Source organism: Ruegeria sp. BI12 (assembly GCF_056537985.1).
In genome coordinates, this window is record NZ_JBQFSL010000001.1 from 2,346,073 (window position 1) to 2,361,852 (window position 15,780).

Sequence of the window (15,780 nt, forward strand, 5' to 3'; positions counted from 1 at the left end):
CGCGTCGCGTTCGCGTGCAATTTTGGCGATTTAACCGCTTGAACATCGCTGAGCCTGCCGCCATCCTGCGCCTCGTCTGCACGAAGGGGAGAGCAGTGTGACGCTATCCGATCTGGATCAATTGCTGGCCGAGCGGCACTCTTGCCGGGCATTCCGGCCTGACCCCGTTCCTAAGACGCTCGTCGAACAAATATTGTCCAGCGCATCACGCGCCCCCAGTTGGTGCAATGCGCAACCCTGGAACGTCATTGTCACGAGCGGGACCGAAACTGACGCGTTCCGAAAAGCACTGCAACACGAAGTCGCAACTGGCGCACCAGAACCGGACCTGCCGTTCCCGACCGAATATACCGGTATCTACCAGGAACGCCGCCGTGAATGCGGCTGGGCATTGTACGAAGCCGTCGGCGTACAGCGCGGGGACCGTGCAGGTTCAGCCCAGCAAATGATGGAAAACTTTGCACTTTTCGGCGCGCCGCATTGCGCGATCATCTCAAGCCCTGCGGAACTTGGCCCGTACGGGGCAATGGACACCGGCGGTTTTGTCATGGCCTTCACTCTGGCCGCGCAAGCATTGGGTGTGGCTACAATTCCTCAGGCTGCGGTGGCCAGCTATGGTCAGTTCCTGCACCGGTACTTTGGTATCCCCGATGACCGCTTGATATTGTGCGCAATCTCCTTCGGCTATTCCGATACAGACCACCCTGCAAACGGGTTTCGAACCAGCCGTGCCGGCCTGGACGAGATCGCACGCTGGGTCGAATAACCACGTCACCAAACGGAGAGCGGATTTGCGCGCACTGCTACAAAGGGTTTCCCGGGCCAAAGTCTCGGTTGATGGACAAACGATCGGACAGTCTGGGCCTGGGTTGATGATCCTGGTCTGTGCGATGAAAGGCGATGATGAACAAAAAGCCGAGCAGCTTGCGGCCAAAGTATCAAAGTTGCGCATTTTCAAAGATGAAAACGGCAAGATGAACCGCTCTGTAGTGGATGTGGGTGGCTCGGCGCTGGTGATCAGCCAGTTTACGCTGGCCGCCGATACGTCGCGCGGGAACAGACCAGGGTTTTCCGAGGCTGCGCTCCCGGATGAGGGGCAGCACTTGTATGAAGAGTTTGCGCGGCGATTGCGGGCGCATGGTGTGGCCGTCGAAACCGGGCAATTCGGTGCCGACATGGCGGTAGAGCTGGTTAATGACGGACCGGTCACGATTTGGATGGAAAGCTGATGGAACAGAAGCAACAGGCAATTCGCATTTGGCAGGCTGGCGTTGATGCGGTTGACGGAAAAAGGGCTACCAAAGCTGTTCTGGATGGGGTTCCAACGCCCGACCAGATCTTGGCAGTCGGCAAGGCAGCCGCAGCAATGGCCAGCGCGGCATTGGAACATTTCGACCCGCGTCCTACGCTGGTAGTCACAAAGGATGATCACGGACGCGGTCTGCCGGAACATGTTCAGCTGATCGAGGCCTCACACCCCGTTCCGGACGCGCGCAGCCTTGAAGGCGGTCGCGCCCTGCGGGCGGCGATCGAGGCTATGGCACCCAATTCCCATGTGCTGCTTTTGGTTTCGGGCGGAGCCTCATCCCTGGCTGAGGATTTGCTGCCGGGAAACACTCTAAGTGATTTGGAGCAGCTGAACGGCAGGATGCTGGCCGAAGGGATGGATATCACCGCAATGAATGCCGAGCGTCGCAAACTGTCCCGGATCAAGGGCGGTGGGCTGCTGGCCCATTTCAAGGGCGCAAAAGCCACCGTTCTGGCAATCTCGGACGTTCCCGGGGATGATCTGAATGTCATCGGATCGGGGATCGGCGCCTTGCCCGAAACTTACGAATTTGACGCCGTGACCCAGATTGTTGCGTCGAACGCTCATGCGCGATCTACGGCAGCAGATTTGGCGCGTCGTGAAAGCCTGCAAGTATTGGCCAATGAAGAATGCCTGCACGACGACTTCTTACACGTCGCTTCCCAACTGGGACAACGCCTGAGGGATATGCCCCCGGGTGTCATGGTGTTCGGCGGTGAGCCTACGGTTGTGTTGCCAGATCAGCCGGGCCGCGGGGGGCGCAATCAGGCGCTGGCTCTGGCGCTGGCCCGTGAAATAGCCGGGACCTCGGGTCTGACGCTGGTCGTTGGCGGAACAGATGGAACCGATGGCCCGACCAATGCTGCCGGAGCGGTTGTTGACGGCACGACCTGGGGCGACGGAGCTGAGCATGCCCTGCAGAATGCAGATAGCGGGAGTTTTCTGGACGCCGCCGGCGCTTTGCTGGTGACGGGTCCGACCGGAACAAACGTGATGGACCTCGTTGTCGCAATCAGGCGATGAATTGACGATTTTCAAACACCGGGAAACGCAAAAGACCGTGACACTTCCACAATGACGCGCTCGCTCAATTCGCTATGCGATATCGAAGACTTACCGGATGTCGGCATAGTGATGCCCGACGGGTGTCGCCTTTCAGCGCGTGTCTGGCGTCCGGTGGATGCAGACAGCAACCCCGTTCCGGCCATTTTGGAGTTTCTTCCCTATCGCAAGCGGGACGGTACAGCGACGCGTGATGCCCTGACCCATCCTTGGTTTGCCAAACGCGGCTATGCCTGCATTCGTGTGGACATGCGCGGCAATGGCGACAGCGAAGGGTTGATGGAAGACGAATACACTCAGCAAGAGCTGGATGATGCTGTCTCATCAATTCGGTGGCTGGCGGATCAGCCGTGGTGTTCAGGCGCGGTTGGGATGATGGGGATCAGCTGGGGCGGTTTCAACGCGTTGCAGGTCGCAGCCATGCAGCCTGCCTCTTTGAAGGCGATCATAACCCTGTGCTCAACCGCCGACCGCTATGCCGATGACATCCACTACAAGGGCGGCTGCCTACTGAACGAAAACCTGGGCTGGGGCGCGACCATGTGGTCCTATTCATCCCGCCCGCCCGACCCGGAACTAAGCCCGAACTGGCGTGAGTTATGGCTTGAACGTCTGGAAAATCAGCCGTTTCTGCCTTCGGTCTGGCTGCGTCACCAGACACGCGATGCCTATTGGCAACATGGCTCTGTCTGCGAGGATTTCAGCGCGATCCGGGCGGCGACGCTGGCCATTGGCGGTTGGGGCGATGCCTACAAAAATACTGTGCCGCTGCTGGTTGAACAGCTTAGCGCGCCGGTTAAGGGAATCGTCGGGCCGTGGGTGCACAAATACCCGCATTTTGCAGTCCCGGAACCGCGGATCGGTTTTTTGCAAGAGGCCTTACGCTGGTGGGATCATTGGCTGAAAGGTCTGGATAGCGGAGTTGAAACCGACCCCGATTACCGGGCGTATCTGATGGACGGGGTCCGTCCACATCGATGGTACAACGACAGACCGGGGCGCTGGATCAGCGAACAGACCGGCGCAACCTCACATCTGTCCAGCCTGACCTTGAGCCTGTCCAACGCTGGACTTGGTCAAGATAAACCGTTGGATACCCGGGTTCGTTCGCCTCAAACCTGTGGCATGGACGGCGGTGAGTATTGCGCCATTTGGCTTGGTCCCGACATGCCCGGTGATCAGCGCACCGATGATGCGGTGTCCGCCTGTTTCGATGGGCCGCCTTTATCGGAAGACCTGGATATAGTCGGTGCACCGCGCATTTGCCTGAATGTCAGCGCCGACCGCCCGCAGGCGCAGATTGCCGTGCGGCTGAATCACATCCACCCAGACGGGGCTTCGACCCGGATTACGTATGGCGTTCTGAACCTGTCGCACCGTGATAGCCACAGGCAGCCAACTCCGTTGACGCCCGGAACCTCGTATGAAATCTCGTTGGACCTGGATCACATCGCCTATCGTGTTCCCAAGGGGCATCGCGTGCGAGTGGCTATATCCAGTGCGTACTGGCCGCTGATCTGGCCCTCACCCGAGCCCGTCGAATTGCACCTGACAGATGGTATGATCATGATCCCGAACCGGGCCACCCCGGGTGAGGATGAACATGTGTTCCAACCGCCCGACTCTGACACCCCGATTGACGTGACAACTCTGCGGAACAGCAGCAACTCTCGCCGGGTCGAGACAGACATGAACTCGGGTGAAACCCAATTGATCATCGAAGACGATTTCGGTCGTGTAGTGAACAATCACCACGGGCTGACCTATGGTGGGACAGCATCTGAACGCTGGACCATCCACCCTGACGACCCGCTCTCCGCTCGCGGGCAGTGCCATTGGACACAAGAGATCAGTCGCGACGGGATTGATCTGCGCACTGAAACCTCCTGTGAAATGTGGTCGGATCACGAGAACTTTTTCCTCAAGGCGCAGATAAGTGCTTTTGAAAACGAAACTTTGGTATTCTCTAAACAAACGGAGGACGCCGTTCCACGAAACCAGATGTGATATTTTGGTGGCCAAAGGTCAGACATTTGCCCTTGCTCGGTAGACCGAAATGCGCCTAACTTGACTCATGCGTCAATAAAAATGCCCGAGAAGGGCTGAAATCCAATCAACTGGGAGACCACTAAATGAACGAACAACTCACTCACATGGCCGGTCAGGTCACTGCGGGCAAACTGACCCGCCGCGAATTCATGGGGAAAGCGGCGGCTCTGGGTGTGTCGGCAGCGATGGCCAGCACCATGTTCGCTGACGCGGCACGCGCGGCAGGACCGAAAAAAGGCGGCGACCTGAAATTTGGCTTGCAGGGCGGCGAATCCACCAATTCGCTGGATCCCGCGACCTATGCCAGCTCAGTGCCATTCCAAAACGGCAAACAATTCGGTGACCAACTTGTGGAAGTTGCGCCCGACGGTTCGATCGAGCCGCGCTTGGCGGAATCTGTCGAAGGCAGCGCGGACGCCAAAGTTTGGACTTTCAAGCTGCGTCAGGGCGTCGAGTTCCACAACGGTAAGACCATGACCAGCGAAGACGTGCTGAAGACCATGCAGCGCCACTCGAACGAAGACTCCAAGTCAGGTGCCCTGGGCATCATGAAAGGCATCGAGTCGATGAAGGCCGATGGTGACAATTTCCAGGTCACTCTGACCGAACCGAACGCCGACCTGCCATATCTGATGGCCGATTATCACCTGATCATTCAGCCAGATGGTGGGATGGATGATCCTGGTGCTGGCATCGGTACAGGGCCGTACAAGGTCGAAGTAAACGAGCCCGGCGTACGTCACCTCTACAGCAAGTTCGAGAACCACTGGAACCCCGATTTCGGCAACTTCGACAGTGTCGAAGTGATCGTCATCAATGACGCGACCGCCCGTACAGCTGCGCTGCAGTCGGGTCAGGTCCATGCTATCAACCGCGTTGAACCTAAGGTTGCCGATCTGCTGGGTCGCGCGCCGAACCTGACCGTTCATTCCACAGCTGGTCGTGGACACTATGTGTTCATCATGCACTGCGACACTGCGCCGTTCGATCAAAACGAACTACGTCTGGCGTTGAAGCATGCCATCAACCGTCAAGAACTTGTCGACAAGGTTCTGCGCGGCTACGGCACCGTCGGTAACGACATGCCCGTCAACGCGGCCTACCCATTGTTCGATGGCTCGATCCCGCAGCGCGAATTCAGCCTTGAAAAGGCCGCTGAGCACTACAAGAAGTCGGGCCATGATGGTTCGCCGATCATTCTGCGTGTTGCAGATGGCGCGTTCCCTGGAGCCGTTGATGCAGCAGCCCTTTTCCAGCAAAGCGCGGCTCAGGCCGGTATCCCGCTGGAAATCAAGCGCGAGCCGAACGATGGTTACTGGTCCGAAGTCTGGAACGTTCAGCCGTTCTGCGCATCCTATTGGGGTGGCCGTCCGGTACAGGATCAGATGTACGCAACTGCGTATCTGTCGAGTGCCGACTGGAACGACACCCGCTTCAAGGTGCCGGAGTTCGACGAAATGCTGTTCGCAGCAAGGGCAGAGCTGGACAACGACAAACGCAAGGACATCTACAGCAAAATGGGCATGATGGTCCGCGACCAGGGTGGTCTGATCTGCCCGATGTTCAACGATTTTGTCGAAGGCGTCACCAATCAGCTCGAAGGTTGGGAAAGCGACCCGACGCAAGAGATGATGAATGGCAACATGTCCCGCAAAATGTGGTTCTCCTGATAGGGCCCACAGTTAATGCATCCAATCATCAAACTGGTTTCCCAGCGCCTTGCGCTGGGACTCCTTCTTCTCTTCGGTGCATCGGCTCTGATTTTCGGCCTCACTGAAGCCCTGCCCGGGGACGCTGCGCAAGCGGTCCTTGGCCAATCCGCAACCCCCGAGGCGCTGGCAAACCTGCGCGAGGAAATGGGCCTCAACCGTCCCGCTTTGACCCGCTATTTCGAATGGTTGGTGGGCATCCTGCAGGGCGATCTGGGTCAGTCTTTGACCAACAAACTAGATATCGCGGAAAGCATTGGGAAACGTTTGGGTAACACCCTTTTCCTGGCTTGTGCCGCAGCTGTCGTATCCGTGCCGCTTGCTATCTTTCTGGGCCTTCTCGCCGTCCGTTTCCGCAACCGCTGGCCCGACAAGCTTATCTCAGCCATCACTCTGACAACGGTTTCGATCCCCGAGTTTCTGATCGGTTATGTGGTGATCTATTTCGTTTCAGTAAAACTGGGCTGGTTTTCTTCGCTCGCAATGATCAACGACACGATGTCATTCGGGCAAAAGCTAAATGCAATCGCGTTGCCTGCTTTCGTTCTGACACTGGTGGTTCTGGCGCAGATGATGCGAATGACCCGCGCTGCGATCCTGAACCTGATGCAGTCGGCCTATATCGAAACGGCTGAACTGAAAGGCCTTTCCAATTTTCAGGTCATTGCACGCCATGCGTTTCCCAACGCGATTTCGCCTATCGTCAACGTTGTGATGTTGAACCTGGCCTATCTGGTTGTGGGCGTCGTCGTTGTCGAAGTGGTGTTCGTGTATCCCGGCATGGGGCAATACCTGGTGGATTCGGTGACAAAACGTGACGTGCCGGTCGTTCTGGCCTGCGGCGTCGTCTTTGCCGCTGTGTATATCGGGCTCAACATGGTTGCCGATATTGTGTCCATCCTTGCCAACCCAAGACTGAGGCATCCGAAATGATGAAGAATATTCCTATTTCGGCCGCCATCGGTCTGTTTTTCACCGGGCTGTACTTTTTCATAGCCTTTGCAGCCCCGCTGATCGCCCCCTACGGTATGGCCGAAGTGGTAGGCGATGTGTGGGAACCGTCCAGCGCTGAACACCTGCTGGGCACGGACAACATCGGGCGCGATCTGCTGACACGTATGATCTACGGTGGTCGCACGACTATCTTTATCGCTGCAGCAGCTACGATTCTCAGTTTTGTCACCGGCACTTCGTTGGGCCTTTTGGCTGCCGTGCTGGGTGGTTGGGCCGATCAGGCACTCAGCCGGACAGTTGACCTAGTCATGTCGATCCCGACGCTGATCCTGGCACTGGTTATCCTGGCAATTGTTCCGGTGACCGTTCCAATCCTGATCCTTGTGATGGGACTGTTGGACGCAACGCGTCCTTACCGACTGTCACGGTCGGTTGCTGTAGACATCAACGTGATGGACTATGTCGAGGCCGCAAAGCTGCGCGGTGAAGGTCGGCGCTGGATCATCTTCCGGGAAATCCTGCCAAACGCCCTGTCACCTTTGGTGGCCGAATTCGGGCTGCGGTTCATCTTTATGGTTCTGTTCATCTCAACCCTGTCGTTCCTGGGCCTTGGCGTCCAACCGCCGCTGGCGGACTGGGGCGGCATCGTGAAGGAAAACAAAGACGGGATCGTCTATGGCATCGGCGCGGCGCTCTACCCTGCTGTAGCCATCGCGACGCTCGCCATCTCGGTCAACCTTGTGGCTGACTGGGTTCTGAACCGTACCACATCGCTGAAAGGAGGCCGGGGATGAGTGATACCCTTCTCAAGGTCCGTGGCCTCAAGATTGGCGCGACTGTCTATCCACCGGGCGAAAAGCCCCATGACATCGAGATTGTACACGGGGTCGATTTCGACCTCGAACGCGGCAAGGTGCTGGGGCTGATCGGCGAATCCGGTGCCGGTAAATCGACCATCGGTCTGGCGTCCATGGCTTATGGCCGCGGTGGCGTCGAACTGACCGGAGGAGAAGTCTGGGTCAACGGGCGCGACATTCTGAAATCTCCGCACAGCGATATCCGCAATCTGCGTGGTGGCGAGGTTGCCTATGTCTCGCAATCCGCCGCCGCGTCGTTCAACCCGGCTAAGAAGATCATGGATCAGGTTGTCGAAGCCGCGGTCGAGCACAAGAAGTTTTCACGCAAAGAGGCCGAAGGCCGTGCGCGGGAACTTTTCGCCAAGCTGGGTTTGCCCGATCCGGACAATATTGGTGATCGTTATCCGCACCAGGTCTCGGGCGGTCAGCTCCAGCGCTGTATGACAGCACTGGCCCTGTGCCCAGAGCCTGATCTGGTGGTGTTTGATGAACCGACGACAGCTCTGGACGTGACGACCCAGATCGACGTTCTGATGGCGATTAAAGAGGCCATTCGCGATACTGGCGTGGCTGCGCTTTACATTACGCATGACCTCGCCGTTGTCGCTCAGGTCAGTGATGACATCATGGTTCTTCGGATGGGCAACACCGTCGAATACGGCAGCACCGATCAGATCATCAACAACCCGAAGGAAGATTACACCAAGGCCTTGGTCTCGGTGCGGTCTATCGAACACGAAGAGAAAAAGCCAACACCGGATGCGGTGCTTAGCGTTGACGGTATCACCGCACGCTACAAGGGTTTGAACTTCGACGTGCTGCACAACGTCAATGTCGAGCTTCATCCAGGGCAGACACTGGCGGTTGTGGGTGAATCCGGTTCGGGTAAGTCGACGCTGGCACGTGTGATCACGGGCCTGTTGCCGCCGCGTGATGGTGAGATCACCTTTAACGGGCGAAAGCTGTCACCAGACCTGAAGAACCGCACACGAGAAGACCTGCGCGAGCTGCAGATGATCTATCAGATGGCTGACGTGGCAATGAACCCGCGCCAGACCGTTGGCACGATCATCGGTCGCCCGCTGGAGTTCTACTTCAACATGCGTGGTGCCGAAAAGCGCAAGCGGATCGTAGAGCTGCTGGATGAGATCGAGCTGGGCGAGAAGTTCATCGATCGCTATCCGGCGGAACTGTCAGGTGGTCAGAAACAGCGTGTCTGCATTGCGCGGTCACTGGCGGCCAAGCCCAAGATGATCATCTGTGATGAGGTCACCTCGGCGCTTGATCCTCTGGTGGCGGACGGCATCCTCAAGCTGCTGCTGGACCTGCAAAAGATCGAGGATGTAGCATACCTCTTCATCACCCACGATCTGGCAACGGTGCGCGCAATCAGCGACAGTATCGCAGTGATGTATCAGGGTCGCGTGGTTCGCTACGGGTCGAAAAGCGAGGTACTGAGCCCGCCGTTCGACGACTATACCGACCTGCTGCTCAGCTCGGTCCCCGAGATGCATCTGGGCTGGCTGGAAGAGGTCGTCGCCCACCGCAAAATGGAAAGCGCCGGGAACTGATCCCTGCCCTTTCCGTGACCATACGGTAAAAAATTGAAATCCCGACACCTTGTAAAAAGACAGGTGTCGGGATTTTGCTATTGGGGGCGCGAACGGGCAGGCCCCTGATTGCGAATCCCCTAGGGTCGCCTGAAATATCTAGTCAAAAGGCCAATGACATGGACCGCAAACTTCTACTCATAATTCTGGACGGTGTACCGTGGCGCAATTTCCGACGGTTGTTCGGTAACCTTGAAGGTTGGGTCGACAGCGGTGAGGGGCGCGTGTGGAAACTACGCGCTGTTTTGCCGTCCACGTCCGCCAGCTGCTATGCCTCGATCCACACCGGTGTCACTCCGCAGGAACATGGCTGTACCGGCAACGGTAATGTCTTTCGCCTAGGCCATAAGGACGTCTTCAGCCAGGTCCGTGCAGCTGGTGGTGTAACCGGTGCGGTCACCCACAGCTATTGGTCACAGTTCTTCAACCGCCACCCGTTCGATTACGTCCGCGACATCGAATATGATGAGCCTGAGAGCAAGACAATCAACCACGGCCGCTTTCACACCATGACCGGCTATGGCAAAGCCAATCAGATGACGCCGTCCGACGTGGATCTCTATGCCACTCTGACCAACCTTTGCCTGCGTCATGGGCTGGATTACGGCCTGCTGCATGCCTGCACATTGGACAGTATGGGGCACCGTTTCTACCATGATTGCGAGGAGATGGACCACGCCTGTTTCGTCGCAGACGAGATGCTGGCCCCCTTCATCCCGCGTTGGCGGCAACTAGGCTATGAGGTCATCGTGACCGCCGATCACGGTCAGGACGAACGCGGGCATCACGGCGGGCGCAGCCCGCTGCAACAGGAAACGGCACTGTACTACTTTGGCGACGCGGAAGGCCCCGAGGCCGACACGGTGATCGATCAGCTACAGCTGGCACCCACGATCCTGAACCGCATGGGCGCGCCCATTGCTGAAACGATGAAAGCCGCGTCCTTCCTGAAGTAACGGATTAATCGTAGGGCCAGATCTGCTGGCCCAGCGCCTCAATCGCGACCGAGATTCGCTCAAAGCTGTCTGCCGCGCGCTTTACACTGGTCCGCGCGCGCAGATAGCCATGAACGAGGCCCGGCTCGTTTATCCAATGCGCCTGCCCTCCGGCGGCGGAAATCTTGTCGCAATAAGCGGCGCCATCATCCCGCAGCGGATCACAATCTGCAGTCACCACCACGGTCGGCGGCAGACCCGAGAAATCTGTGTCGTGAAGCGGCGCGAAGGTCGGATCATCTTGCGGGATATCACCACCACAACGCACTTTTTCGTAGAACTGAATCTCATCCAGCGTCAAAAGCGGTGCGTGGGCGTGCTCGATATACGACCCTTTCGTGCTGTCACCACCCAAACCGGGGTAGATCAGGACCTGACCCAGCACATGGTCCAACTTACCTCGTCCGTATTGGGCGACTGCGGCCGCCAGGTTGCCACCGGCACTGTCACCCGCAAGGACAATCGGGTCGCCGAATTCCTGCGCCACCCAGTTTGTCGCATTCCAGCTGTCCTGAAACTGCGCCGGGTGGACATGTTCAGGACATAGACGGTAGTCCACGGCCACAACCCGATATCCGGTCTGCGCGCAGATCTCGGCGCAAACATCATCGTGGCTGTCCAGACCTCCAACAACAAATCCGCCACCATGAAAATAAGTGACGGTTCGCGTCGGCTGACCCGCATTGTAGACACGGACAGGCACGCCAAATGCCTGCCTGTCCTCAGTCTCGACCCCCTGCGGGCGGGGTTGGCGAAAGTCGCGACACATCGTGTCGTATACCCGGCGTTGATCTTCGATCGACTGTTCGACCGCATCGTCGGGATAGCTTTCAGCCGTTCGTTTTATGAACGCCCAGGTTTCTTCATCAATCAGACGTTCATAATCCATGCTCTCTCCCCGTCAGGCAGCCCACTCCCACGGCCGGGTGAACGATCCCAGCACTTTGCTGACATCGTCCTCTGAGGAGCCCTTCGCGTCAAGCTGCGCAACGAGCCCGCGCTTTTTATCGTCGATGACTGACACGACCCGTGCCTCAAGCCCCGCTTCCTCGAGCGCGCCATTGTAAATGCGCGTGATCGCCTGTTTGCGAAGCTCAGGCTTAAAGACCTTTCCGACAGCGGTTTTGGGCAGTTCGTCCAGAATGGTCATATGCTTGGGTTGCGCCGCGCGCTCATGGACATGAACGTTGCAATAATCCATCAGTTCTTTCTCGGAGACCGAGGCACCATCGACGAGTTCGACAAAGGCGCAAGGCACTTCGCCCGAATAGGCATCTGGCTGCCCGATGGCACCGGCAAAGGCGACGGCATCATGCCCCAGCAGGGCTTCTTCGATTTCAGCCGGGTCAATGTTGTGACCACCACGGATGATGAGATCTTTCGCGCGACCTGTGATCCACAGGTAACCATCCTCGTCAAACCGCCCCAGATCGCCCGTACGCAGGTATTTGTCGAAGTGGTACAGATCTACGTTCTTGTCTGCCTCGGTATAGGTATTGCCCGCATAAACCCCGGGGTTCGATATGCAGATCTCACCAATTTCGTCGGCGGCACATTCCTTTGGCCCATCCGGTCCATCCTGCAGGATTTTGACATCCGTATATGGGAACGGAATACCAATCGAGCCGATCTTCTTTTCCCCGTCCACCGGGTTGCAGGACACCAGACAGGTGGCCTCGGTCAGCCCATAGCCTTCTACGATGGTCACACCGGTCGCTTCTTCGAACCGGCGGAACAGTTCGACGGGCAAAGGTGCTGAACCTGAGAACGCCGTTTTCACGCTTGAGATGTCCGCATCCACGGGTCGCTGCATCTTGGCAGCAATCGCTGTGGGTACCGTGATGATGAACGTTACTTTCCAACGCTCGATCAATTTCCAGAAATTGTCGAAAACACCGTCGCCGCGATATCCCGCAGGCGTTGGGAACACCACATGGGCGCCTGACGACACAGCAGCCATCATGATCACGTGCACGGCAAAAACGTGGAACATGGGCAGTGGGCACATGATCACGTCTTCGTCCGAGAACAACAGAGTGCTCCCCAGCCAGCCGTTGTAGATGAGGCCCGAGTATTTGTGCTGCGCAACCTTAGGCATGCCGGTTGTGCCGCCGGTGTGGAAATAGCAGGCAACGCGATCTTCCTTGCTGTCTTCGAAGGTCAGCGTCGTTGGCTGCTTGGCCAATTCTTTATTGAAGTTCTTGTAATCCGCATGGGCCAGTTTTTCCTTGTCTCCCATTTTTGGACGCAGGAACGGCACCAGCCAGGATTTTGGCGGCGTCAGATAGCGGTTGAGATCAATCTCGAGAATGGTTTTGACGTTGGGCGCGTGGCGCACTGCCTCTTCGACCTTTTGCGCCACATCCGTTTTTGGGAAGGACTTCAACGTCACAACCACTTTGGCACCGGTTTCGCGCAGGATTGCTGCGATCTGCTCGGGCTCTAGCAGCGGGTTGATCGGGTTCACGATCCCTGCAACCGCGCCGCCCATCATGGTGACCAGCGTTTCGTTACAGTTAGGCAGCACATATGCCACCACGTCTTTCTCACCGACCCCTAATGACCGGAAGAGATTGGCAGCCTGGTTGACCTTGCCCAGAAGTTGCGACCAGGTCAGCGTCTCTGCCTTGTCTGTCGGACCAGACATAAGTTGAAAGCTGACCGCATTACTGTTCGGAAACTTGCTTGCCGTACGTGACAGCAACTGGTGGAACGTGACCGGAACGTCCCGATCCTCCCACGGCATTTCCTGCTCCATTCTCGCCTTGTCTTCCAAACCCACAAAGGCCATGTGACTCCTCCCTGTTTTTTTCTCCCGCGTCTTGCGCGGTTTTTTCCAGAACAAGATGGAAGCAAAACCCCGCAGGTGCAAGCGACGGGTTAGAGGGGCCACGCCCAAATTTGTAGAATTACGCAGCGGCGCAAAAATGACTTCCCCGACGTCAGGCTATTCCGCTGCGACACCGTCGGTGAATTGCAAACGCGCCAGGCGCGCGTATAGGCCATCCTGATCGACCAGATCTTCATGCGTGCCTTGAGCCACGATTTGACCGGCCTCCATCACCACGATCCGGTCCGCCTTTTTGACAGTCGCAAGACGGTGGGCCACGATCAATGTGGTGCGTCCTGCCCGCATCTGATCAACCGCTCCCTGTACTGCACGTTCGCTTTCGGCATCCAGGGCAGAAGTTGCCTCATCCAGCAGCAGAACCGGCGCATCTCGCAGGATCGCACGGGCAATCGCGATGCGCTGTTTCTGACCACCCGACAACATCACACCACGCTCGCCGACAAAGCTGTCATACCCTTCGGGCAGTTTCGAAATGAATTCATCTGCTGCGGCTGCGCGCGCTGCTGCCTCAACCTCGGCGTCAGTGGCGTCCAGACGCCCAAACCGAATATTCTCACGGGCCGAGGCTGCAAAGATGGTCGGGTCCTGCGGCACCAGTGCCATGTGCTGCCGGAAATCGGACCGGTCGAGATCGCGCAGATCAACACCATCCAGGCTGACATGGCCTGCGTCCGGATCGTAGAACCGCTGGATCATCTGGATGACCGTCGTTTTGCCTGCACCCGATGGCCCAACAAAAGCCACCGTTTCTCCTGGTTGGATCGACAACGTCAGATGATCCAATGCCACGACATCCGGACGGGCCGGATAATGGAAGGTCACATCTTCAAAACGTATCTCACCTAGGACAGGTGTGGGTAGAGACGCTGCCTTGACCGGGTCAGTTACCGTGTCCTCAGCATTCAGCAATTCCACCAAACGCTCGGTCGCGCCGGCAGCGCGTTGCAGTTCGCTCCAAATCTCTGACAGGGCGGCGACTGAGCCGGCCATAATGACCGAATAAATTACGAACTGGATCAGAACGCCTTCGGTCATCACCCCATCGCGCACGTCATTGGCACCCATCCACAGCACACCGACAATGCCTGAGAATACGAGGAAGATGACAATAACCGTCAGAACGGCGCGGGTCTGAATTCGGCGCAGCGATACGATATACGAGGTTTCGGTCATATCACCGAACTGCTTTTGGCTGGCTTGCTCGTGGGTAAAGGCCTGAACTGTCTGCACCGCGCTCAGCGCTTCGCCCGCATTGCCGGATGAGGCCGCGATCCAATCCTGATTTTCCCGGCTAATCACCCGCAGACGGCGTCCCAGAACCAGAATGGGAACCACGACCACCGGGATCAGCAAAAGCACCAAGCCCGTCAATTTGGCAGAGGTCAGCAGCATCAGAACCAAGCCCCCAACGAACATCAGCAAATTGCGCAGCGCGATCGAGACGGATGATCCCAGTACCGACTGGATCAAGGTTGTGTCCGTGGTAATGCGGCTCAGAACTTCTCCGGTCATGATGCGTTCATAAAACTCAGGGCTCATCCCGATTACGCGATCAAAAACGGCCTTGCGAATATCGGCCACGACCCGTTCCCCCAACCGGGTCACCAGCGCATAGCGGATGCCGGTTCCGATGGCGAGAATCGCGGCAATGCCCAACGCCGCCAAAAAGTACCAATCCAGCAGCTCGCCATCTTCAATTCGAAAGTTATCGACGACGCGACGCACCGCAAGCGGCAAGGTCAGCGTCATGCTGGCTGTCAGCACCAGTGCTAGTCCCGCGCCGATCATCAGGGCCCGATACGGCTTCATAAACGGCCAAAGCGACGACAGAACGCCAATCTTCCGCGATCCTGCGCGCTCTTCCGTGGCGCCGGGTGCAGGTTTGCCCTTGGGAGAGGCTGAGGCAGAGTTCGCCATATTTGGCCCTTACGTCATATTCGCGATTTCGTGTTCGCTTCTTGGCGGCCACGGCAAGCCGGGTCAAGAACCACAATATATGACACCACCTAAAAGGGCCATTTGACGCAGAATTTCGGGGCTGATTTGGAGCGGGCGGCGGGAATCGAACCCGCTTCATCAGCTTGGAAGGCAAGCGCCTTAATCACTACTTTCACAACTATTTCAATGCAATATTAGAATACATATAGTCGATTTGTAGGTTATATGCCGGAGAAAAATTCTTGGAGCGGGCGGCGGGAATCGAACCCGCTTCATCAGCTTGGAAGGCTGAGGTAATAGCCAGTATACGACGCCCGCTCAGCTCGAGCGGGTCTATTTCATCCCGAATTTGCGGTCAATAGAGGATTTGTTTTTTTTCAAACAACTGATCTTTGTTGAACAAAAAATCTGCAGCTGAATCGCAGGCAAGTAATGGAGTTTGGCCG

General features: G+C 57.3%; 12 protein-coding genes and 1 tRNA gene. 9 read left to right on the forward strand and 4 right to left on the reverse strand.

What is annotated here, in order from left to right; translation table 11 throughout:
- The first annotated feature begins 97 nt into the window (after positions 1-97).
- The 9 genes from ACR0AK_RS11870 to ACR0AK_RS11910 all read left to right on the forward strand — a co-directional run bounded on the left by ACR0AK_RS11870 (position 98) and on the right by ACR0AK_RS11910 (position 10,506).
- Positions 98-766: a nitroreductase gene (locus ACR0AK_RS11870; protein ID WP_480793436.1), complete on the forward strand. Its 669-nt coding sequence runs from the start codon at positions 98-100 to the stop codon at positions 764-766.
- Between the two features lie 25 nt (positions 767-791).
- Positions 792-1,229 carry a D-aminoacyl-tRNA deacylase gene (gene dtd / locus ACR0AK_RS11875; RefSeq protein WP_480793437.1) on the forward strand — a complete coding sequence of 146 codons (438 nt, stop codon included), beginning with the start codon at positions 792-794 and terminating at the stop codon, positions 1,227-1,229.
- Positions 1,229-2,332: a glycerate kinase type-2 family protein gene (locus ACR0AK_RS11880; RefSeq protein WP_480793438.1), complete on the forward strand. Its 1,104-nt coding sequence runs from the start codon at positions 1,229-1,231 to the stop codon at positions 2,330-2,332. Before dtd ends, ACR0AK_RS11880 begins: the two co-directional genes overlap by 1 nt.
- A 51-nt stretch (positions 2,333-2,383) precedes the next feature.
- Entirely contained in the window at positions 2,384-4,378 is a 1,995-nt protein-coding gene (locus ACR0AK_RS11885) for a CocE/NonD family hydrolase (protein WP_480793439.1), read from the forward strand.
- A 125-nt stretch (positions 4,379-4,503) separates the two neighbouring features.
- Positions 4,504-6,090 carry an ABC transporter substrate-binding protein gene (locus ACR0AK_RS11890; RefSeq protein ID WP_170558813.1) on the forward strand — a complete coding sequence of 529 codons (1,587 nt, stop codon included), beginning with the start codon at positions 4,504-4,506 and terminating at the stop codon, positions 6,088-6,090.
- Between the two features lie 15 nt (positions 6,091-6,105).
- On the forward strand, positions 6,106-7,062 hold the full coding sequence (locus tag ACR0AK_RS11895; RefSeq protein WP_170558815.1) for an ABC transporter permease: 957 nt from the start codon (positions 6,106-6,108) through the stop codon (positions 7,060-7,062).
- Complete coding sequence (locus ACR0AK_RS11900) at positions 7,062-7,877, forward strand: ABC transporter permease (protein WP_170558817.1); 816 nt, start codon at positions 7,062-7,064, stop codon at positions 7,875-7,877. Before ACR0AK_RS11895 ends, ACR0AK_RS11900 begins: the two co-directional genes overlap by 1 nt.
- Entirely contained in the window at positions 7,874-9,511 is a 1,638-nt protein-coding gene (locus ACR0AK_RS11905) for an ABC transporter ATP-binding protein (RefSeq protein WP_170558819.1), read from the forward strand. The genes ACR0AK_RS11900 and ACR0AK_RS11905 overlap by 4 nt, the downstream gene beginning before the upstream one ends.
- Positions 9,512-9,669: 158 nt before the next feature.
- Positions 9,670-10,506, forward strand: a complete 837-nt coding sequence (locus tag ACR0AK_RS11910) for an alkaline phosphatase family protein (RefSeq protein WP_480793440.1) — start codon at positions 9,670-9,672, stop codon at positions 10,504-10,506.
- Between the two features lie 4 nt (positions 10,507-10,510).
- Here ACR0AK_RS11910 and ACR0AK_RS11915 read toward each other — a convergent pair whose 3' ends face one another.
- From ACR0AK_RS11915 to ACR0AK_RS11930, 4 genes are all read right to left on the reverse strand, one after another.
- The gene (locus ACR0AK_RS11915; RefSeq protein ID WP_480793441.1) at positions 10,511-11,434 is read right to left on the reverse strand and encodes an alpha/beta hydrolase; all 924 of its coding nucleotides are present in this window, start codon (positions 11,432-11,434) and stop codon (positions 10,511-10,513) included.
- 12 nt (positions 11,435-11,446) lie between these two features.
- The gene (locus ACR0AK_RS11920; protein WP_480793442.1) at positions 11,447-13,336 is read right to left on the reverse strand and encodes an acyl-CoA synthetase; all 1,890 of its coding nucleotides are present in this window, start codon (positions 13,334-13,336) and stop codon (positions 11,447-11,449) included.
- Between the two features lie 156 nt (positions 13,337-13,492).
- Entirely contained in the window at positions 13,493-15,313 is a 1,821-nt protein-coding gene (locus ACR0AK_RS11925) for an ABC transporter transmembrane domain-containing protein (protein WP_480793443.1), read from the reverse strand.
- A 264-nt stretch (positions 15,314-15,577) separates the two neighbouring features.
- Positions 15,578-15,652, reverse strand: a tRNA-Gly gene (locus tag ACR0AK_RS11930).
- Positions 15,653-15,780 lie beyond the last annotated feature (128 nt).

Bases quoted from the DNA above. Each gene is read 5' to 3' on its own strand.
- ACR0AK_RS11925 (WP_480793443.1), bottom strand. From the start codon at position 15,313: ATGGCGAACTCTGCCTCAGCCTCTCCCAAGGGCAAACCTGCACCCGGC.
- ACR0AK_RS11890 (WP_170558813.1), top strand. From the start codon at position 4,504: ATGAACGAACAACTCACTCACATGGCCGGTCAGGTCACTGCGGGCAAA.
- ACR0AK_RS11880 (WP_480793438.1), top strand. From the start codon at position 1,229: ATGGAACAGAAGCAACAGGCAATTCGCATTTGGCAGGCTGGCGTTGAT.
- ACR0AK_RS11895 (WP_170558815.1), top strand. From the start codon at position 6,106: ATGCATCCAATCATCAAACTGGTTTCCCAGCGCCTTGCGCTGGGACTC.
- ACR0AK_RS11920 (WP_480793442.1), bottom strand. From the start codon at position 13,336: ATGGCCTTTGTGGGTTTGGAAGACAAGGCGAGAATGGAGCAGGAAATG.
- ACR0AK_RS11910 (WP_480793440.1), top strand. From the start codon at position 9,670: ATGGACCGCAAACTTCTACTCATAATTCTGGACGGTGTACCGTGGCGC.
- ACR0AK_RS11915 (WP_480793441.1), bottom strand. From the start codon at position 11,434: ATGGATTATGAACGTCTGATTGATGAAGAAACCTGGGCGTTCATAAAA.
- ACR0AK_RS11900 (WP_170558817.1), top strand. From the start codon at position 7,062: ATGAAGAATATTCCTATTTCGGCCGCCATCGGTCTGTTTTTCACCGGG.
- ACR0AK_RS11905 (WP_170558819.1), top strand. From the start codon at position 7,874: ATGAGTGATACCCTTCTCAAGGTCCGTGGCCTCAAGATTGGCGCGACT.
- ACR0AK_RS11885 (WP_480793439.1), top strand. From the start codon at position 2,384: ATGACGCGCTCGCTCAATTCGCTATGCGATATCGAAGACTTACCGGAT.